General features: G+C 53.9%; 18 protein-coding genes and 2 pseudogenes. 18 read left to right on the forward strand and 2 right to left on the reverse strand.

Annotation, left to right across the window (positions count from 1 at the left end; genetic code table 11):
* Nucleotides 1–163 precede the first annotated feature (163 nt).
* From HA45_RS20520 to HA45_RS20600, 17 genes and pseudogenes are all read left to right on the forward strand, one after another.
* Nucleotides 164–1,321: a type IV secretory system conjugative DNA transfer family protein gene (locus HA45_RS20520; RefSeq protein WP_240629305.1), complete on the forward strand. Its 1,158-nt coding sequence runs from the start codon at nt 164–166 to the stop codon at nt 1,319–1,321.
* Nucleotides 1,322–1,338: 17 nt separating this feature from the next.
* Entirely contained in the window at nt 1,339–1,521 is a 183-nt protein-coding gene (locus HA45_RS20525; protein WP_100704184.1) for a hypothetical protein, read from the forward strand.
* A 184-nt stretch (nt 1,522–1,705) separates the two neighbouring features.
* Complete coding sequence (locus HA45_RS20530) at nt 1,706–2,173, forward strand: macro domain-containing protein (protein ID WP_100704185.1); 468 nt, start codon at nt 1,706–1,708, stop codon at nt 2,171–2,173.
* Nucleotides 2,170–2,616: a hypothetical protein gene (locus HA45_RS20535; RefSeq protein ID WP_100704186.1), complete on the forward strand. Its 447-nt coding sequence runs from the start codon at nt 2,170–2,172 to the stop codon at nt 2,614–2,616. Before HA45_RS20530 ends, HA45_RS20535 begins: the two co-directional genes overlap by 4 nt.
* Before the next feature lie 59 nt (nt 2,617–2,675).
* On the forward strand, nt 2,676–3,188 hold the full coding sequence (locus HA45_RS20540; protein ID WP_244563485.1) for a phospholipase D family nuclease: 513 nt from the start codon (nt 2,676–2,678) through the stop codon (nt 3,186–3,188).
* 141 nt (nt 3,189–3,329) lie between these two features.
* Nucleotides 3,330–3,590 carry a replication regulatory protein RepA gene (gene repA / locus HA45_RS20545; RefSeq protein WP_100704188.1) on the forward strand — a complete coding sequence of 87 codons (261 nt, stop codon included), beginning with the start codon at nt 3,330–3,332 and terminating at the stop codon, nt 3,588–3,590.
* A gap of 229 nt (nt 3,591–3,819) precedes the next feature.
* Nucleotides 3,820–3,891 carry a RepA leader peptide Tap gene (gene tap, locus HA45_RS29165; RefSeq protein WP_100704211.1) on the forward strand — a complete coding sequence of 24 codons (72 nt, stop codon included), beginning with the start codon at nt 3,820–3,822 and terminating at the stop codon, nt 3,889–3,891.
* Between the two features lie 15 nt (nt 3,892–3,906).
* A complete protein-coding gene (repA, locus tag HA45_RS20555) occupies nt 3,907–4,749 on the forward strand; it encodes a plasmid replication initiator RepA (protein ID WP_436405013.1) in 843 nt (280 codons plus the stop codon).
* 1,058 nt (nt 4,750–5,807) lie between these two features.
* A complete protein-coding gene (locus HA45_RS29170; RefSeq protein ID WP_366557361.1) occupies nt 5,808–8,837 on the forward strand; it encodes a type I secretion system permease/ATPase in 3,030 nt (1,009 codons plus the stop codon).
* Between the two features lie 95 nt (nt 8,838–8,932).
* Nucleotides 8,933–10,036 (forward strand): TolC family outer membrane protein, encoded by a 1,104-nt coding sequence (locus HA45_RS20570; RefSeq protein ID WP_244563486.1) that lies wholly within the window; start codon nt 8,933–8,935, stop codon nt 10,034–10,036.
* Nucleotides 10,033–10,197, forward strand: coding sequence for a hypothetical protein (locus HA45_RS28325; protein WP_244563487.1), 165 nt, complete (start codon nt 10,033–10,035; stop codon nt 10,195–10,197). The genes HA45_RS20570 and HA45_RS28325 overlap by 4 nt, the downstream gene beginning before the upstream one ends.
* A 27-nt stretch (nt 10,198–10,224) precedes the next feature.
* Nucleotides 10,225–11,958 (forward strand): polyurethane esterase, encoded by a 1,734-nt coding sequence (locus HA45_RS20575; protein WP_100704193.1) that lies wholly within the window; start codon nt 10,225–10,227, stop codon nt 11,956–11,958.
* Between the two features lie 899 nt (nt 11,959–12,857).
* The gene (locus HA45_RS20585; protein ID WP_205960986.1) at nt 12,858–13,256 is read left to right on the forward strand and encodes a hypothetical protein; all 399 of its coding nucleotides are present in this window, start codon (nt 12,858–12,860) and stop codon (nt 13,254–13,256) included.
* Entirely contained in the window at nt 13,243–13,407 is a 165-nt protein-coding gene (locus HA45_RS28725) for a helix-turn-helix domain-containing protein (protein WP_128599023.1), read from the forward strand. Before HA45_RS20585 ends, HA45_RS28725 begins: the two co-directional genes overlap by 14 nt.
* A gap of 52 nt (nt 13,408–13,459) precedes the next feature.
* The gene (locus HA45_RS20595) at nt 13,460–14,413 is read left to right on the forward strand and encodes an Rpn family recombination-promoting nuclease/putative transposase (protein WP_100704194.1); all 954 of its coding nucleotides are present in this window, start codon (nt 13,460–13,462) and stop codon (nt 14,411–14,413) included.
* Nucleotides 14,414–14,510: 97 nt separating this feature from the next.
* Nucleotides 14,511–14,652, forward strand: a pseudogene (locus tag HA45_RS28335) (IS3 family transposase); the annotation flags it as partial.
* 48 nt (nt 14,653–14,700) lie between these two features.
* Nucleotides 14,701–15,111 (forward strand): annotated as a pseudogene (locus tag HA45_RS20600) (IS6 family transposase); the annotation flags it as partial.
* On the opposite strand, the gene HA45_RS20605 reads toward HA45_RS20600, so the two are convergent.
* On the reverse strand, nt 15,087–18,128 hold the full coding sequence (locus HA45_RS20605; protein WP_244563488.1) for a Tn3 family transposase: 3,042 nt from the start codon (nt 18,126–18,128) through the stop codon (nt 15,087–15,089). The pseudogene HA45_RS20600 and the gene HA45_RS20605 sit on opposite strands and share 25 nt — an antisense overlap.
* Before the next feature lie 160 nt (nt 18,129–18,288).
* Between HA45_RS20605 and HA45_RS20615 the strand changes: the two genes are divergently transcribed.
* Nucleotides 18,289–18,867 (forward strand): recombinase family protein, encoded by a 579-nt coding sequence (locus HA45_RS20615; RefSeq protein WP_100704196.1) that lies wholly within the window; start codon nt 18,289–18,291, stop codon nt 18,865–18,867.
* Between the two features lie 78 nt (nt 18,868–18,945).
* Here HA45_RS20615 and HA45_RS20620 read toward each other — a convergent pair whose 3' ends face one another.
* Nucleotides 18,946–19,869: an alpha/beta hydrolase fold domain-containing protein gene (locus HA45_RS20620; RefSeq protein WP_100704197.1), complete on the reverse strand. Its 924-nt coding sequence runs from the start codon at nt 19,867–19,869 to the stop codon at nt 18,946–18,948.
* Between the last annotated feature and the right edge of the window lie 23 nt (nt 19,870–19,892).

Here is a 19,892-nt window from a genome sequence, read left to right on the forward strand (position 1 = left end):
ATACCCGTACAGTGTTTCACCCAGTGGCCGTACCTGACCGCCACACGGCTCCTGAGGCGGGCGTACCGGACGGGAAGCCGTACCGGACAAATGAGGCGCCATCCGGGCGCCCTGGCCCGCAACCGCAATCTTCGTTACCACTGCAGCAGACCACAGCTGCCTGATGCAGCAGTACACGCGCATGCTGAGCCTGTTTAACGACACCTACGGGCACGTGTTTGCGCGCGACGCGGGCGACATCGACCTCCATGACGTGGTGCACAACGACCGCATCCTGGTCGTGCTGGTCCCCGCGCTGGAGCTGTCCGCCACGGAGAGCAGCACGCTGGGTCGCCTCTATCAGTCTCAGCTGGCCATGATTTTAAGTCAGGACCTCGGCGAGAAGCTGGAAGGGCGGCCGGAGGATAATATGACGGTGCGGAAGTTTAAGGACCGTTTTCCTTTTCTCTGGATAATCGACGAGGTGGGCGCCGGCTACAGCGAGAAGCTCGGTGAGCTGGCCACCCAGGTTCGCTCACTGGGCTACTGCCTGCTGCTGGCCGGGCAGGATGTCCAGCGCCTCAAGTCAGCGGCGGGCGACGCGGTGTGGACGCTTATCGCCAACATGGGCATACGTTTCACCGGCATCATAAAAGACCCGAAAGACACGCTGGAGATTCTGCAGGCAATGGCCGGAACCGAATACCGGGCGCACATGAGCGCCATGGTACAGCAGGGCAGCATCCTCGGCAGCGGCCTGAGCGACGATCCCCGCCTGCAGGTGAGCGAAAAGAAAAAGGTCGACGTACATGAGGTACAGGCGCTGCAGGAGGGGGAAAATATTACCCTTTTCAAAGGGGATGTTATCCGGGGCAGCTCACTTTATATCAAGGACGCCGACAAGTTTACGAAGGAGAAGCTGCGTATTAACCGCTTTATGGAGGTGAGCCCGCCTTCTGAAGCCCGCCTGCTGGCGACGATGCCTTACCGCCGGCGCCGCAGCTTCGTGCGGGCCGACCGGGTACAGCACATTCTGCAGGTGCTGGACGCGCCTCCGGGCGGGCAGGATACCCGCCGGCTGATGCTGACCGACCCGGCGCTGGCCGCAGTCTGTGAGTTCGATCTCGAATGCAAGTACAGCTGGAAGCGAACCCCTTCAGCCGCGGTGCGTTCGGCAGTACTCTGGCACATGGTCATGGAAAGCCTGCCGGCGCGGGGCAGGGGCTATAAGGTTCGCCTGCGCGAACCCCGCCTGATGGGCGCGTGGCGCGAGGCGATTGAAAAAGCCGCACAGAACTATGTGACGCTGGCCCCTCTTAAGGCAGCTTCACAGGAAGCCTGACAAAAGGAGACGTGTTGATGAGAACCGGCGCAACGCCTTACCGTGAATCCCTTATTCGTGCGATTGCACTGCGGCTGCGCTACCGGCGCGCCTGCCGCAACCCGCAGGCAAACGTCAACGACCTCGCCGCGCTGCTGACGGAAGTGGAGGACGCAGAGCGCGATGCGGAACGGCTGGAGGAAAAATACGCGCACGGCTGACGTTACAATGTGTCTGCCGCTAAGGTTTTGCCGGCGCTGGCCGATACAAGGTGCCAGCCGGGAAACCGGAAATATAACGCGATAACAACATACTTTTCCCTGATAGCTGTTTAGCGGGGCCCTCCGGGGCCCTCTTTTTTTGCCTGTTCCGCCGGACCCCGCCCTTTCCCTTCAAGGACTCAATATGAATATTGTCACCGGCAATCTGCTGGCGCATGACGCTGCCTGCATCGTGAACCCCTGGAACATGAATGTTTTTCCCCACTGGCTGCTTCTGCCTGCGGGCGTATCGCGACAGCTGAAAAAAGCGGCGGGTCCGTCACCGTTCCGCGAGCTGGCCCGCCACGGCCGGATGCGTCCGGGAAGCGCCGTCCTGACCTCCGGCGGGCGGCTGAATAAACCCCTTATTCACGTGGCCGGGCTGAATCTTCTGTGGCGCAGTACGGAAGCGATTGTTTTCCGCTGTACGGCGGCAGCACTGGCGCTGGCCGACAGCCAGGGTTTTGCCTCGATGGCCATGCCTCTTATTGGTGCCGGCACCGGCGGCCTGTCAGCAGAGCAAAGCCTGCGCGCCATCAGGGCCGCCGCCGCGTCAACCGGAAGCGCCTGCAATCTCCATGTCGTCCTGTGGGACGGGAGTGACTGCCCGTGAACGCAACCCGTTTATCCTGGAAAACGCTGCGTCTGCTTTCCTGGCGCGAAGGTAACCTGATGGTTTCACGAGCCATAATGCGGCTGAAGGGATTGCTGTGCGATGACGCGGAGCATGCCCTGCTTATGGCCGCACTCGTGGTGACAGACGATGACGTGGAAGGCGTACCGCTGAGCGTTTACAGCACGGAGGTGCTCGCTGCGATTGACCTCATCGCTCGCGACATCAGCGAGTCTGCCTGGCTGAGTGCGCTGCAGTGGTCATGCGAACATCACGCACAAATCCGCAAGGACGACCGTCAGGCCGCCGACCGTGCGGGGCTGCAGGACGCGCGGGCCATTGCGCGGTACGCGGCCTCTCACGACGGCGGCTACGGGGACGTCTGTATCGACCGTTGTGAAGCGGCAATAACGCACAACGACTTTGAATCCTGTTTTTTTTGAACTGATTGTCCGGCCTGCCCGGATTAATAAGGAACTGAAATGAGAGTGAACGCGCGATCGTGGCCACAGCATTTTGGCTGAGCTTCTCTACCGGTGTGGCAGTGGCCTCGCCTTCAATAGACGTCGGATTTTCGCCCGAGGGCACGGCGCAGCAGTTGGTGCTCAGGACGCTGGACGATGCCCGGGAGAGCATCCGCCTGATGGGCTACAGCTTTACCTCACCCGAGGTCATCAAATCGCTGGTCGCGGCAAAGCGCCGCGGCGCAGACGTCAGGGTGGTTGTGGATGACAAGGGCAACCGTAGTAAAGCGAGCCAGGCGGCGATGAACGTCGTGGTGAATGCCGGCATACCGCTGCGCACCAACGACCAGTACAAAATCATGCACGACAAAGTGATCATCACGGACGGGCAGAACGTGGAGCTGGGCTCATTTAACTACACCCGCAGCGCCGCAGAGTCCAACTCGGAAAACGCGGTGGTCGTGCGCGGCGTCCTGTCGCTGGCGCAGAGTTATCTGGCGCACTGGCAGTCCCGCTGGGACGGTGGCACAGACTGGCGCTCCACTTACTGATATCCGAAATCAGACTTTCTTCCCCACGCGGTGATACGCGCGCCAACGGATCTCACGTCTCTGTATAAAGTTAAGTCGCTGATTTAAGAGATCTGTAGTATTCTCAGCAAAAATTCAGTCCGAATTTGTGAGGGTGAAGAGATGTCGCAATCAGCTAGTTCAGAAGCTTCCTCATCCAAAAGTAAACGTACATACCGTAAAGGTAACCCTTTACCGCCACGTGAAAGGCAGAAAGCCTCTCTTGAGCGACGTAGTGATACGCATAAAGCTTTGCATGCGGTTATTTTGAATTCTCAGAAAGAAAAGCTTGAAACTTTGGCTTCTGAAGAGGGTTTAACACAGGCTCAGATGTTAGAAATCATCATTGAAAATGAGTACAAACGCAGAAAATTAGGAACGTAAATATTTACATTCTTGATCCTTTCTCTTTCGGGTGATAGATTGCTGAACGTTCAAGGATTTATTGGTTAGCCACGCCGAAAGGTGGCAGGAGTCTGGCAAGGTAAAAAATACTGGCAGCCAGAAAAAAGAAAACCCCGATAATCTTCCTCAGTTTGGCGACGGAGGCGAAGACTAACGGGGCCCTAGAAACTGCATAGAAGCTGTTGCTCTATGCGGGGAGTATAGATTCATGCCCGAAAAACTGCAATACCTTCGGTGCCTGCTCCTTCTGTGCAACATAAGCGCAGGAAGGCGTGACTGAACAGGTACCTGATAAATCATCATTTTACCGGCAGGTAAAAATCCGAATCCGGAATTTGTCCCGGAAAAAGGAAAGAAAACCCTGCCGTTCTGCGAAAAGATCCGTGAGAAGGCGGCGGGCTTTACCCGTCGCATCGAGTTTCAGGCACTGGTGGCCATGGAAATCGCCCACGGGGCACGCAAGCGGCGTCCGCCTGAGCTCCGCATCCGCGCGCTGGAAGCTGCGCTGCAGGCGCTCTGCCACTATTACAATCCGCTGGCCAACCGCGTAGGGGCCTCGCTCACGACCATGAGCATCCGCTGCGGACTGGCCACGGAGAAAAAACGCCTCTCGATCACCCGTTTCACCGGCGCCGTGCAGTTCCTGGCGCAGCTGAAGCTCCTCACCTACACCACCGAATACGACAAAGACATCGGCTGCAACATTCCCACGGACATCACCTTCGCGCCCCTGATGTGGCAGGTGCTGGACGTGTCGGAAGAAGCCGTCGCGGCCGCGCGCCGCAGCCGCATCGAGTGGGAAAACAGCCAGCGCGAGAAGAAGGGCCTGCCGCGCGCCGATGCCGGCGAGCTCATCAATGCCGCCTGGTCGTTCGTGCGTGAGCGCTTCCGAGAGTACCAGAAATCCCGCCGCGAGCACGGCATGAAGCGCCACCGCGCGCGTAAAGACGCGCCGCGCACCCGTAAGGACATTGAGCAGCTGGTCCGCCTGCAGCTTCAGAAAGAAATCCGTCACGAGCGCTTCTTCGGCGGTCTGGACGCGGTGAAAGCCGAGATTGAGCGGCGCGTCACCGAGCGCATGAAGCTTTCACGCGGCCGCTACGCCCGACTGGACGACGATCTGCTGGTCACGACCTGACATCCGCAGAGACCTCACGCAACTCACTGGCGCAGCAGCGCCGGCTTTTCCCTGCCCGCCATCCGGCCAGAACGGCCGTTATTTCCCTTACTCAGCTCCGTTTTCAGCTATCCGGTTAGCGCCGGAGGCCTTCGCACGTCTGCAGAAAGCCATTCAGATAAAATTCATCCACATCAGCCCCTTGCTCCGGCCACCCGAATGGGATCCGGCGCATAGATTCTGCGCCGGTAATTACGTATTTAAGTTATCCACATTAACCGCGAGAGGTCTGGTTTCATAACTCCTGACCGGATAGTCAGTTAACTGCTGTCCGGACTTTTTCCAAACCGCGCTGTTCCTTTTAAACACCCGATCTTTATTCTTTTAAATAACTGGTATGACTTACCTTTAAAAATAAAACCTATTCGCCACCCGTCCTGTGGACAGGTGAATAATGTCCGCCCTTGCAGCGGACTGCGTCCGCGCCGGTTCGGTTCAGCCGCTTCGCGTCAGGGGTAGCTCCCGCCAGAAACGGCGGGCAAGATCCGCAGTGTTTTAAATACTTCTGCCCTTTTCACAGAGCGTACAACTATCAGATCCGAAATCCACTCAGCATCGAGCGAAACCCACCTGAAAAGCGCCGCCGCCCCGGCCCAAAGGGCCGGAACAGAGTCGCTTTATCGATGGATGTTGTACTTAAAGTCAGGAGTGGCAGTAAGTCTGAGGCCCGCGGTTAGTATCTTTCGTCTGCGACCATCAGGCTTATGCGAGCCTGAAAGGCCGCTGCTTAAACGGCGTCTGGCAGGGGGGGGTTGGGCTTGCACTAACATAACGCTCTGTAACCGGCTCTGCCGGGTTAACGGCGCCCGATGACTTCAGAGCCGTCCTTAACAGCTTCTGGCGCCTCCATGCCGCTGACGCGGCATTCAGAGGAAGGCTGCGCACTGCTCGCTTGTCTGGTTTATATATGATATAAATTAAATATCCTTAAAAAAAGTGTGGTTATTTATGGATTTATATCGCTTTACAGCTATCCCCAGATTACATGCATCAAGAAATAAAATTAGAGTCATTAAAAAATGAATGAAGACTTAGAGATATTTAAGAGTTTTACACATCAACGCACGCGGATATTTATCACCGTTGCTTTTTTCTCATCAGTAATAAATATTCTGATGCTTACGCCTTCCATTTATATGTTGCAGGTATACGATCGGGCATTGCCCTCAGGGAATACGGCGACCCTGTTTATGCTGACTCTGCTGGTGATATTTATGTTTGGCCTTATAGCACTCATGGATTATGTCCGGGGCATCGTCATTATTAGGTTAGGTAATCAATTTGATAATGTCCTTTCGCCAGCACTCTATACCGCTGCATGCGAAAAAAATCTGATTAAGCGCAGCCCGAACGCCGGCCAGGCCATCAGCGATCTGACGACCTTACGTCAGTTTATTACCGGCCCGGCGCTATTTGCGATTTTCGATTCAGTCTGGTTTCCCGTCTATATCGGCATCATTTTTCTGTTTAACATCTGGTTTGGCCTGTTTTCGCTTGCAGGGGCTTTTCTTCTGTTGGGCCTGGCGTTTATTAACGAAAAAATGACCCGTAAGCTGTTAAACGAAGCGGGGAGCCATGCGCTATTTTCTAACCATCAGGCGAACAGCACCCTACAAAATGCCGAGATCCTGCTGGCGCTGGGGATGACGGACAACGTTAAATCTCGCTGGTGGCGGACGCATCAACAGTTTCTGTATTGCCAAGGCGCAGCGAGCGAACGGGCTGCGCTAATGTCTGCCATCACCAAAACGGTGCGTATGGCGCTGCAGTCCCTGATGCTTGGGCTTGGCTGCTGGCTGGCGATTCAGGGTGACATTTCACCGGGCATGATGATTGCATGCTCCATTTTACTGGGAAGAGCGCTGGCTCCGGTTGAACAACTCATCGGCGTGGCGCGGGGATATCGGTCTGCCCGACAGGCCTGGGAGCGCATGTCTTGTCTGATCCGTGACTATCCTCCGGTTCAGGAGAGTGTATGTCTGCCTGCGGCTCAGGGCGTTCTTACGGTGGAGAACCTGACCGTCAGCGCACCCGGAAACATGTATCCCCCCATTCTGCACGCTATCAATCTGCAGGTACAACCTGGAGAAGTGCTGGGTATTGTGGGGGCCAGTGCATCGGGAAAATCCTGTCTTGCCAAAGTGTTATGCGGCGTTTGGCCTGCCCACGAAGGCGATGTCAGATTGGATGGCGCTGATATTTATCTCTGGCAGAAGCAACACGCCGGGCCGGGAATAGGCTATCTGCCGCAGGACGTGTCGCTATTCACCGGCACCATCGCCGAGAATATCGTGCGTTTTGGCGAGATCGATTCGCCTCTGCTCATCGCCACCGCAAAGCTGGCAGGTGTACATGAGATGATTTTGCGCATGCCCGAAGGCTACAACACCCTGATCGGCGAACAGGGTACGATCCTTTCGGGCGGGCAAAAGCAGCGCATTGGCTTGGCGCGGGCGCTCTATGGCAATCCCGCACTCGTGATACTGGATGAGCCTAACGCCAGCCTTGATGAACAGGGTGAGCTGGCCTTGCAGCAGGTCATCCGCCAGCTCAGTCAGCAGAAAAAACAGTGGTGGTCATCTCGCATCGGCCGGGGATCCTCCCCCTCACCAGTCACCTTCTGGTTCTGGAAGGCGGAAAACAAAAGCTTTGCGGCCCGACATCACAGCTCTTACAGCACGTATCCCGACCGGCGAATCAGCAGAAAAAAGCACCTGCAGGACAAGGAGAAGCCCATGCATAACCGCGAGGTGCTGTTGACGCCAGCCGTTAACGTTCACCCGTTTGTCCGCCTTGGCTGGACAGTATTACTGGCCGGTCTGGGCACTTTCCTGCTCTGGGCTGCCTTGGCACCACTGGACAAAGGCGTGGTTGCCTCCGGGACGGTGATGGTCGACGGATACCGTAAGGCCATTCAGGCCCCCACTGGCGGCGTAGTGAAGCACATCGCCGTCAGAGAGGGCAAGACGGTACACAAGGGCGATCTTCTGGTGCTGCTGAGCCAGCGATCGACGCTTGCGCAACTGAGCGCCGCCCGCCTGCATTACCTGACGGCTCTTATCACGCAAAGCCGCCTCCGGGCAGAACTGGCCGGAGGCGGTGAGCTGCAACTACCGCCTGAAGCGCAACAAGAGGCGCTTCAGGCGATTATCCATCCCATTCTTGTTCAGCAACGCCAGCTCATGGAGGCAAGGAAAGAGGCGCTGGAAAGCGCGCAGCAAAACGACGTGCAGGCCATCGCCGGGCTAGAGCGCCAGCGCGATACGTTTGTCCGAACTGCCAAGACCAAAGCAAGCGGGCTCGCGCTGCTTAATCGTCAACTGAAAGACCTGAAGCCGCTGATGGCCGAGGGCTATTTCCCACGTAACCGCTATCTCGACATTCAGGTGCAATTTGCATCGCTGGCGGGCGATCTGGGCGAAACCCGCAGCCGCATCGTGGAGTCAGTCAATCAGATCGCACAGCTTCAACGCAGCATGCAGCAGCGCCTGGCCGACAACCGAAAAGAGATAGAAACCCAGCTTGACCAGTTGCGCCTGCAAATCAGCGAGAGTAAAAAACAGCTGACGCTGTCGGATGTCGATCTCTCTCAGACCCGGGTCGTTGCCCCGCAGAATGGGGTTGTCATGAACCTCGCGCTTGCCAGCGAAAGCGCCGTTGTGAGCGCCGGGGAGCAACTGATGGAGCTGGTGCCGCAATCCTCTTCTCTGATTGTCGACTCACAACTCGATGTCTCGCTTATCGATAAAGTCTACAAGGGTATGCCCGTCACCCTGATGTTCACCGCCTTTAATCAGCAAAAAACGCCCAAAATTCCGGCCCTAGTGTCGCTGGTATCAGCGGACCGTCAGACCGATCCCACCACACAAAAACCCTATTACAAAATTCAGATTACGGTTTCACCCGACGGCATGAAAAAACTGGAAAAAGAAGATGTTAAACCCGGCATGCCCGTCGAGGTGTTTATCAAAGCCGGGGAGCGCTCGCTGTTGAGCTATCTGATGAAACCGATCCTGGATCGTGCGTCACAGTCATTTATAGAGGAATAATGGTGTTCACTGGCAAATTAAAACGAGTTTTAGCGCTTATCGCCCTGCTTACGCCGTTTTCAACAGGCGCATTAACCCTTTCACAGGGCTGGTTTATGGCGCTGGACAACGACCCCCAGTATCTGGCAGCGGTTAAGGATCAGCTTGCCGGGGAAGAATACATCCCCATAGGCCGGGCCGGTTTGCTGCCAAAACTGAGCGTCAGCTACCAGCGTGCGCCGCGTAACTGGCAACGACAGCAGTATCAGCAGTCAAATTTTTTGGGCGAGCGCACCGAAGTGGTTCAACACCAACAATACGATAGCTATTCTGGATCGCTGACCTTGGTTCAGCCGCTATTTGATTACGACGCTTATGCCAGCTATCGCATCGGCATCATCAAAAAAATGCAGTCTGACGAACGCTACCGAAGCAGTCTGGTTGATCTGCAAAACCGTTACATCACGGCCTGGCTGGATGTTGCCGAGGCGTCCCAGCGGTTGCAGCTTGCGGCGTTGCATCGTCAGGTACTCGAAGAGCAGCAAAAGCAGACACAGCAACAGTTTGAGTCCGGTCAAGGTTCGATAACCGACGTCACCGAGACCCGGTCGGCGCTCAGTCTGGCGGTTGCTGATGAGGTTGAAACGCGCGATGCGCTGGATATAGCCACCGTTGCGCTTTCGGCGATCGTGGGCATCAGTCTGCCTGACACCACCGCGCTGCCAACCCTCAGCGAAAAGCCGCTGATGCTACCTCTGGCATCCACCCACTATCAATACTGGGAGCAAAAGGCTGCCATGCATAATCCCGAGATCCTCTCTGCCGGGCAGAGTGTTGAGGAAAAACGCTATGAGATCGAGCGTAGCCGAGCGGGTGCCCTGCCCCGGGTGCAGCTTTACGCGATGCATTCGGAGAATGACTCAAGCAATGACAACACCATTAATCAAAAATACCGTACCGACAGCGTTGGTCTGCGCGTTAGCGTGAATCTGTTTTCCGGTGGAGGCGTGTCAGCGTCTGTCCGGCAGGCTGCTGCACGCTATGAGCAGGCCAAATACCTTCACGACGCGCAGCGCCTGAAAACCTACAGCGAAATTAAAAAATCCTTGAATAAATGCCTGCATGCGCCTGAACGCTTTGCGGCTTATACCTCGGCGGTGGAGGCCGCGAGGCGGCAAATTGACGCCACTAAAAAAGTATTCAGGCGGGCCAGCGCATGAATATCGATTTACTTAACGCCGAACACGCGTTCTATAAAACCAACGTTGAGCTTACTGCTGAAAAACATGCTGTCATTAAAGCATGGGTCAGTTTGCTCGCGCAGTCGGGCGAAATAAATAATGACAACGTCATGTTACTTGACACCTATTTCGCTCAATAATTGTAAAATAAAAAAGAGGGACAGACCATGCCTGTATTTGGTTATCAGGATGAGAAAAACACGCAACTTATTAAGGATACGCTGACCATAGAGAGTATTAATTTTGGTGCGACGACGTACCCTGATTATACCTATAGCGTAGAGAATGGCTGGAAAGTGTTAGACGGTAAAACGCTCAACTATTCGGGTTGTGCTAACCCCTATGGCGCGTTTTATGGCGAAAGTCTTCTGGAATCCAGCGCCGAATGCAACGTGGTGGGGAAATATGATGCCTACGGTAAGCTTGTCAATATTGGTATCAGCTTCTGGGGGACGGGCACCTATGCAAGCGCCCCGTCGATTCTGCATACGATTAACACGGTGATGGATACCGTAAGCGATGGCTTATCGGCGGTTATCGACGGCTATGCGGATAACTATGTGCTCAACGCCTATAAAAACCTTATGAGTTCAGTGGCCGCATTTGCGACAGAGAATGGACTGACGGGTAACGACGTAATTATTACCGGTCATAGCCTTGGCGGACTGGCGGTTAACAGTATGGCAACCCTTTCCGCCCAGGGTCAATGGGGCGGTTTTTATGAGCAGTCGAGCTACGTCGCTTTCGCTTCTCCTACCCAAAACCTTGCCGATGATAAAGTCCTGAATATCGGCTACGAGAACGACCCGGTGTTTCGCGTTTTAACAGGCCATAGTTTATCGCTGGACAGCTTGTTTAATCATGACACCCCGCTTGAGACCTGTACCAATAATATAGTTTCATTCAATGATTATTATGCAGGCCTGACCGATGATTTACAGTTCTTCTCCATCGCAAATATGGCGGCATGGGCCGGACATTCCGGCCAGGGGTATACCGACGGCGCTTTACGCATAATAAATTCTGAAATCTATGATTTTACGCATCAGAATTCAAATATCATCGTATCCAATCTTTCTGAGGAATACCGCTCGACAACCTGGGTGTCCGATTTGAATAAATCTACTAGCCATGTTGGATCAACCTTTATTGTAGGCACCGAAACAAACGATTTATTACAAGGGGGTAAAGGTAACGACTATCTCTGCGGTGGCGGTGGAGATGATAGCTTTAAAGATCATAGTGGATATAACGTCATTTATGGCGGAGCGGGCAGCAATTCCTACGTCACAGAATGTAATGTCGCCGATTTTACCTTCAGCCACGACGCTGAGGGAGCGCTGTACTTTAAGTATTCTACCGGGGATATTACCCGAGCAGAAGATATCCAGTACGTTAATGCTGACTACACCTTATTCAGCCTGTTTGACATCGATTTCAATCAGAACGCGACATGGGAAGTAACGGATTACGGGTTCGAAGGCACCAGCGGCTCCCTCGCCTATGCCAACAGCTATTATGCTGACATGCAGAACAGCTTTACCGTTTCTACCGCCAGCAATGATAGCTGGTTCTATACAGGGTACAATGACAGCGATATCAGCGTTATCGGTAACAACAACAACGTGGTTTCAGGCTATGCCGACGACGCGATTCACCTGAACGGCAGCGACAATACGCTTCTTTTCTATGGTGATTTTGGCCACGACACTGTCTACAACCTCTCAACCACCGACAGCCTAGTCTTCATGGCTAACGAAAGTATTGCCGATAATGACAGTTATCTTAACCACCTTTCGTTTGAAGGCGATAGTGCCCTGCTGACGTATGCTGACAGCAGCGTCACGCTGGTAGGTGTAAATAGCGATATGCTCTCACAGATGCATATTGCTGTGGCATAAGTCCCATCCCCACGGGATCGCCTGTGGGGATAATTTTCGGCCCTAATAGGTGTCGTGGCTTGCCAACATAATGGCCTCTGCTCGCAAACATAGGGAATTTCTGCCCGACTTATCTGACAATGGAGCGGCGCGGGCGAAAGGCAAGGTCGAGCGGCCGTTTCGCACGATCAAGGAAGTGTATGAAACCCTTACCATTTTCACAAACCGAAATATGAAGAGGAAGCCAATCTTTGGTTAAGACGCGCACTGGTCACCTACAACAACGGAGAACACCGTACTGAATCTCATGCGCGCATTGAGGACTGGTTGCGACACCAGCCCCCATGACGGCGTCCGGGCCATGTGCTCATGGGCGCGGTTCTGCGCCTTTGCCCGCGAATCCGAACGACGAACGGTTGCAGGCGATGCTACCTTATCAGTTGAGGGAGCTGCCTATAAGGTGGAGCCCGAGCTTGCAGGAGAGACGTTGACGCTGCTCTGGGTCCTTTTCGACTAGGAGCTGTTCATCGAGCATGCGGGTAAACGCTTCGGGCCGTTCCAGCCTTCGCGCGGTGCGGTTACTCTTTTTCGCTATCGCAAATATCAGAAGATCCGGACCGAAGAACGACTCGACAAAGTGGTGCGGTTGGCGGACCAGCTTGGGCTCCCCAGCGGCGCCGTCACCGGCGGGGACCGTCCATTGCCGTCGCCGTCCCCAACCACGGCTGGACTGGGCGAGAAACTGCCTGGCCAGCGGCTCTTGCAGCCCATGGGACGATTGTCGCCCAACTCGGCCGGCCGATAGGCGCGATGAGTACTGTTGAGCGCACCTTCATTGATGAACTGCTTGCGGAAACACTCGATAAAAAGACGATCGCGGCCCGTATCCGCGAACGATTCCAGTTGCGAAGGCGGGAAGAATGATACTCTCAGACGTCCAGTCCAGTTATGACCTCGACCGACCTTTCCAGGGGGTGGGCAACTTCGAGACCGAACATCAGCGTACTCTCATTCGCGAGGTTTGCTCGGCTATTCAGACCGGCAGGCTTGTCGTGGTCTCCGGCCTGGTGGGGGCGGCGAAAACGCACCTTCTGCGGCGAATCGAAGCCGAACTAACCAAAGCCCGGAAAGTATCGCTCGCCAAATCGCTGGCGGTCGACAAGCGCCGTACTTTGCTGCCCTCGCTGATTGAAGCCTTGTTGGTGTCTGAAGCCCGATCGTACACATCCGTATTCAGCGTACGTTTGTGTACGATCGGGCTTCAGACACCTTATATAAAATATTTAGATATAACTTTCTGGCTTCTTGCCACAAATTAACGAATCCTTACGGTCACACAACTCAGAACAGCAGAAGGCAGCGCGCCGGCGACTCGGAGAGGGCGTGACGGTCAGCGCGTTCGCACGCGAATTCAGTACGTCGCGCCAGACCATTATGCGTCTGCGGAACGGCATGATCCCTGACATCTGAAGACGGCCACATCTGTGATATCATGACGGGATCACTTAGAGAGTCAGCACGAATGAAGAAGAAAAACAGTACACCGACGCCCCATGATGCCATCTTCAGGCAGTTTCTGACGCAGCCCGACGTCGCCCGCGACTTTATGGAGCTTCACCTTCCAGCAGAGCTGCGAGCCATCTGCGACCTCAGTACCCTGAAGCTGGAATCCGGCTCATTCGTTGAGGATGATCTCCGCCAGTATTTCAGCGACGTGCTCTACAGCCTGAAGACCACCGCAGGGGAAGGGTATGTTCACGTCCTCATCGAGCATCAGTCCTCTCCGGACCGGCACATGGCCTTTCGACTGATGCGCTATGCTGTGGCCGCCATGCAGCGCCACCTTGAGGCGGGCCATAAAAAACTGCCGCTGGTGATACCTGTTCTCTTCTATACCGGTAAACGTAGCCCGTATCCGTACTCCACCCGCTGGCTGGATGAGTTTGACGTCCCGGCGCTGGCCGGAAGACTGTACAGCAGCGCATTCCCGCTGGCCGACGTGACCGTTATCCCGGATGATGACATTGCCAGCCACCGCAGCATGGCCGCCCTGACCCTGCTGCAGAAGCACATCCATCAGCGGGATCTTGCTGAACTGGTCGACCGTCTGGCCCCCATTCTGCTGGCCGAATACCTGTCTTCATCCCTTGTGATATCTTTGGTACATTATATTGTACAGGCAGGCGAGACAGCCGACGCCGAAGCCTTTGTACGCGAACTGGCACAGCGTGTGCCGCAACACGGAGACGCACTTATGACTATCGCACAGCAGCTTGAACAGAAGGGCATCGAGAAGGGCCTGCAGCAGGGAATCCAGCTCGGTGAAGAGCGTGGTATTGAAAAAGGCCGCAATGCAGGCCGCAATGAAGGCAAGCTAGAAGTTGCCCGTACCATGCTGCAGAACGGCATTGACCGCAACACCATATTGAAAATGACCGGTCTGACCGAAGATGACTTAGCGCACATCCGCCACTGATTTCATTTCCTGGCTCCGACTTACGCCTGGGGCTGCCAGGTTGAACCGTACCGGGTTCTCGGGAGACTAAACTCTCAGTGAAAGGAGACCCGAAATGATTTCAAAATCAGCTAACCGTTTTTCCCCTGAATTGCGTGAGCGCGCTGTCAGAATGTTGATGGACCAGCGCGGTGAGTACCGCCCCGAACACGCGGCTGTCCACTCTTTCCCCTAAAACCGGCTGCAGCACCGACACCCTGCTCAGGACTCAGCGTATTTTGCGTAGGCGGAGTTTGACCGTCTGTAAACCTTCCGATCTGAACCCGTGGTACATTGACGAAACGTACGTGAAGGTGAATGGCCGGTGGGCTTATCTTTACAGGGCCGTCGACAGCAGGGGGCACACCGTCGATTTTTATCTCTCCCCGCGCCGTAACAGTAAAGCTGCATACCGGTTCCTGGGGAAAATCCTCAACAACGTGAAGAAGTGGCAGAACCCGCCATTTATTAACACGGATTAGGCGCCCACCTACGGCCGTGCGCTTGCCCTGCTCAAACGCGAAGGCCGATGTCCGATGTCCGTCAGACGTTGAACACCGACAGATTAAGTACCACAATAACGTCATTGAATGCGATCACGGCAAGCTGAAAAGGATAATCGGTGCCACGCTGGGATTTAAATCCATGAAGACGCTTACGCCACAATAAAGGATATTGAAGGGGGCCGCTTGGAAAACGGAAAATATCCTACGCTAAGCCTGTTTTTGTACAGACTGTTATCTACTGAGCGTAATGAACGGTATTTCCCCTGTCCCAGCTTGAGGTTTGTTCGCCAGACGTAATCCCCGCTCAGATTGATGTGTTCCCACCCCAGCGGGGACAGATGAGATATCAGTTGCTCATTAATTGGAATCCCTTTTCGTCTGAGAGAATCGATGGCTCTTTCTATATATACCGTATTCCACAGTGAGATCGCCGCAGTCAGCAACGTCAAACCGCTGGCACGATAGCTCTGATTCTCCAGTCCACGATCTCTAATTTCACCCAGCCGGTGCATGAAGACCGCTCGTGCAAGGGCATTGCGGGCCTCACCTTTATTCAGCCCCGCCTGTACGCGTCGGCGCAGTGATGGATCGCGAAACCAGTCCAGCATAAACAGTGCCCGTTCGATGCGCCCGATTTCCCTCAATGCCTTTGCAAGGCCATTCTGTTTAGGGTAACTGGCCAGTTTTTTCATCATCAGAGATGCGGTAACTGTCCCCTGTTTTATCGAGCTTGCGAGGCGCAGTACCTCATTCCAGTGCATCTCAATGTCTTTAAAATTCAGTGGGGTTGCGGATATAACAGACTGAAGCCCAGGATACTGTTCAGCCTTTCCATGAATAAAAAGCCGCTTGTCATGAAGATCCCGGATCCTTGGCGCAAAAGCGAATCCAAGCAAATGCATCAGCGCGAAAACGTGCTCTGTAAAACCAGCAGTATCAGTGTAGTGCTCTGTGATTTCCAGGTCGCTTTCGTGATAAAGCAATCCGTCAAGTACATGAGTGGAGTCACGCACGCGGCTGATGACTTTGGTATAAAACGGGCTGTATTGATCCGAAATATGCGTATAAATCTGCACGCCTGGCTCCTGACCGTATTTCAGATTGACCTGACCCGCATAACGCCCGTGGCTACCTACCCGAAAATTCTGCCCGTCGGACGAAGACGTTGTGCCATCGCCCCAGAATGCCGCCAGATGCCGCTGTTTCTGAGCATTAACCAGCTCAGCCAGTGCTGATGAATAGGTTTCATCCCTGATGTACCAGGCCTGAATGCCCTCGAGTGACGATTTTGTTGTTCCCGGACAGGATTCGGCCATTTTTGTCAGCCCCAAGTTGATACCATCGGCTAGGATGGTGGTCAGTAACAATTTTCGGTCTTTCGGTCTGACGTGATGATTTTTGAGATGCGTGAAATGGCGGGTAAAACCTGTCCAGCCGTCCACTTCATCCAGCATTTCTGTAATTTTAGGGTGAGGCAGCATGCCGTAAACCAGATCGGCAAAAGGGGATACTGCTGAAGGGACGCTGTTATCCAGCGGGGTAATTTTCACGCCTTTATCTGATATATCAACATCGGGCAAATCACCGGCCAGCGCCATCGCATTCACTTCTTCCAGACGCGATGCCAGAAGCGTCATACGGTTATCGATGTATTCATGGCAATCGGTCGGAATAGAAAGAGGTAGCTGGTTATTCCAGAGTGATTTTTCAAAATCACCAGACGGGATCAGATAATCATCAAAATTCCTGTAGCGGCGAGATCCCTTTACCCAGATGTCACCAGAACGTAAGGCTCCCTTCAGCTCATTCAGCGCGCAAAATTCGTAATATTTACGATCAATGCCGGAGGGCGTGATCACAACCTTTCTCCAGCTTTCCGGGATGAACCCGGTTGGCGCGGAAGGCGGGACTTTTCGGAGTTGTTTTCGATACATATCTCGGATGGTATCCAGCGCATCACTGAGCTGTATTGCTGCGGGCGCAGCCCTGAACTGCAACGCGGACAGCATCCGGGGGGCATATTTACGCAGCGTACTGTATTTTTCTGTGATCAAATGAAGTGGGTCGAAGTTGTCCTTACGTGACAGGAATCGCGTTTCCTCCAGGCTGTTGATGAATTCCTGCCAGGGAAGGACGTCTTCTATAGCGGCCCAGGGATCTTCACCGGATTCTCTGGCGTGAAGTAATGCCTGCCCGACGGTAACGTACTGCTTCAGCTTGTTCTGAATCAGCTTTCCCGTTTGCTGAAGCCGTTCGGCCTGCGTGCGTTTTGCCCTGCTGAACAGACTACCCAGTATACGCTCGTGCAGATCAATAACTTCGTCAGTCAGGGTAGCCCTGGCTTCCGATATGATGCAAACCAGCGAGGCATAACGGCGGACATTCGTGAATTTAGCCAGGTCCCGGCTACTCATTTTCCTGCCTTCGCGTGCCAGTTTCAGTAGCCGGTTCTGGTGAACGGAAAGCGCAATACCTTCAGGCAATGTCAGCGACTCGATGGCATTTAACCGATCGATATGTTGCAGGACATTTTTACCATTAATTTTACCCGGAGGCTGGAGCAGCCAGGCCAGCCGTGAAGGTTGTTCACCCTCAGAGATCAGCAGGCTGTCCAGAGCCGCTTTATGTACCGGTTCAAGCTGCGCGGTAAGCGCAGAAAATACCGCCCTGTCTGCAAGCGTTGTTGCTTCGGCCAGGGTTCGCTCGATGACATCAACAGAGGGGAAAATGACCTTATTATTGTGGAGCCAGGAGAGCATTTCCTCCGCAAGTAAAAAGCCTCTGTCTGTCCGCATGGCGTGGGGGTAAAGGTGGTGAATGCAGGTTTTTTGCAGTGCCTGGTTGAAGGGGGATAATTCCAGATAGCGGTAGAGTTCAGCCAGATGTTCCCAGCGGGTGACCTCTCTTGATGCATACTCGCCCCACAAATCAGGCTGAAGCTTCAAATGAGCCGCAAGCCGGGAAACCACCCCGTCGTGAGGGGACATATTTTTGTCGGGAGGAAATCCCGGCCCTCGCAAATAGCAGAGTAAAACAGCAAAACCCAGACGGTTTGCGGGTCTGCGGTGTTTATTAATGAGAGCGAGGTCATGTTCACTCAAAAAACACATGCGAGTCAGAAGAACGTCATCATCCGGTACAACCAGCAAGCGTTCTTTTTCTTCACTGCTGAGTATTCGTCTCCGTGGCATAAATGCTTCCTATGCATATAGTTTATTTTAGTTATTGCTTTACACTGACCGAAACCGACCGGTTTCGTACACCTATTCTCAATACTGTCCGAAAGTCAGTGAATTCACTATCGTACATACGCTATAATTCGTACATCCTTTTCGTACATAAAATATCACTATGTCACGTGTTTTTGCTTACTGTCGTGTCTCGACCCTGGAGCAGACAACCGAAAATCAGCGAAGAGAAATTGAGACGGCCGGTTTCGCGGTTAAATCTCAGCGACTGATTGAAGAACACATCAGCGGCTCAGTTGCCGCCAGTGAGCGGCCAGGTTTCTCAAAACTGCTCGACCGTATGGAAAATGGCGATGTGCTGATTGTTACCAAACTAGACCGACTGGGGCGTAATGCGATGGATATCAGAAAAACGGTGGAACAACTAGCTGCTTCAGATATTCGCGTTCACTGTCTCGCTTTGGGTGGAGTTGATCTGACCAGCCCGGCAGGAAAAATGACCATGCAGGTCATCTCTGCTGTGGCGGAATTTGAAAGAGATTTGCTGCTTGAGCGTACGCACTCTGGTATTGCGCGAGCAAAAGCAGCCGGAAAGCGATTTGGACGTCCTTCAGTACTGAATGAAGAACAGCAAATTACGGTTATTGTACGGATTAACGCCGGGATCAGTATCAGCGCCATTGCACGGGAATTTAATACTACCCGGCAAACCATACTCCGGGTAAAGGCAGGGCTGCAATAATCCTGAGTTGAACGGTCCGTTGAATTCACAGCCACAAGAGGACGTTTCTTGTGGCTGCGTTGATTTATGGTGAGCAGGTCAATCCTCTGTTAAAGCATCCTCCATGAAACGAATCGCGTTGCGTAAAGCCCGATCGGCTTCTGGCAGAGTGCCTGCCAGCAGATGCCATACATGGAACATGCCTGGCCAGACTTCAAGCGTTGTGCGTACACGCGCTTCTCCTAAATTTGAAGCGAGTTGAATCGCCCCACTTAGCATGACCTCATTTTCGCCGATCTGTATCAGCGTCGGGGCAAGTCCCTGAACATTCGCATAAACAGGGGAGGCATCAGGATGTGTTGGTAGCTCACCAGCAAGAAACTCTCTTGCTAATATGTTGAGAAAATCGACGCTACAAATGGGATCAATTCCCTCACGAGTGGTGGCTGACAAACCGCTATGGGTGAGATCCGCCCAGGGTGAAATAGCCACTGCCGCTGCTGGCAGCGGGATACCCACGTCACGCGCCTTCCGCATCATCGTAACAACCATTGCACCACCTGCAGAATCGCCTACGAGAACCAGATTGTTGGCATTAATCCCACTATTAAGTAGTGCCCGATAAGCTGAAAAGACATCATCTATTGGCGTCGGGAAAGCGAAATCTGGGGCCTGCCGATAGTCCGGGGTATAGACTCTGGCTTTTAATGCCGTGGCAATACGTCCCGTTAAACCCCGATACGCTTCTACACCGCCATGCACATAGCCGCCGCCATGAATGTAAAGAACCACTCTGCTTCCAGCATGTTCATGCATCTCGCTGAGCATTGCCGGCGCATTGCCTAACGGGAGGGTCTTATATGAAACACCCTCGATAGCAGGGAAGATTTCTTCAAGGCCTTGCATATAGTGTTTACGAACCTCAGGCCAGCCATCTTCAGACTTACCATAGAGCTTCTGAACAACCGGGCCAGCAGCAGCTATCCATCCATTCAAAACCTTTTGAGCGTTTTCCGACAACATCGTTGTAACCTTATTAAGTGAGA

The sequence above is a fragment of the Pantoea rodasii genome (assembly GCF_002095465.1).
Classification (GTDB): Bacteria; Pseudomonadota; Gammaproteobacteria; order Enterobacterales; family Enterobacteriaceae; genus Pantoea; species Pantoea rodasii.

Coding starts and splice junctions, on each gene's coding strand:
- HA45_RS29170 (WP_366557361.1), top strand. CDS start 5,808: ATGAATGAAGACTTAGAGATATTTAAGAGTTTTACACATCAACGCACG.
- HA45_RS20530 (WP_100704185.1), top strand. CDS start 1,706: ATGAATATTGTCACCGGCAATCTGCTGGCGCATGACGCTGCCTGCATC.
- HA45_RS28325 (WP_244563487.1), top strand. CDS start 10,033: ATGAATATCGATTTACTTAACGCCGAACACGCGTTCTATAAAACCAAC.
- HA45_RS20570 (WP_244563486.1), top strand. CDS start 8,933: ATGGCGCTGGACAACGACCCCCAGTATCTGGCAGCGGTTAAGGATCAG.
- HA45_RS20520 (WP_240629305.1), top strand. CDS start 164: ATGCAGCAGTACACGCGCATGCTGAGCCTGTTTAACGACACCTACGGG.
- HA45_RS20595 (WP_100704194.1), top strand. CDS start 13,460: ATGAAGAAGAAAAACAGTACACCGACGCCCCATGATGCCATCTTCAGG.
- HA45_RS20605 (WP_244563488.1), bottom strand. CDS start 18,128: ATGCCACGGAGACGAATACTCAGCAGTGAAGAAAAAGAACGCTTGCTG.
- HA45_RS20575 (WP_100704193.1), top strand. CDS start 10,225: ATGCCTGTATTTGGTTATCAGGATGAGAAAAACACGCAACTTATTAAG.
- HA45_RS20525 (WP_100704184.1), top strand. CDS start 1,339: ATGAGAACCGGCGCAACGCCTTACCGTGAATCCCTTATTCGTGCGATT.
- HA45_RS20585 (WP_205960986.1), top strand. CDS start 12,858: ATGATACTCTCAGACGTCCAGTCCAGTTATGACCTCGACCGACCTTTC.
- HA45_RS20620 (WP_100704197.1), bottom strand. CDS start 19,869: ATGTTGTCGGAAAACGCTCAAAAGGTTTTGAATGGATGGATAGCTGCT.
- repA (WP_100704188.1), top strand. CDS start 3,330: ATGTCGCAATCAGCTAGTTCAGAAGCTTCCTCATCCAAAAGTAAACGT.
- HA45_RS20615 (WP_100704196.1), top strand. CDS start 18,289: ATGTCACGTGTTTTTGCTTACTGTCGTGTCTCGACCCTGGAGCAGACA.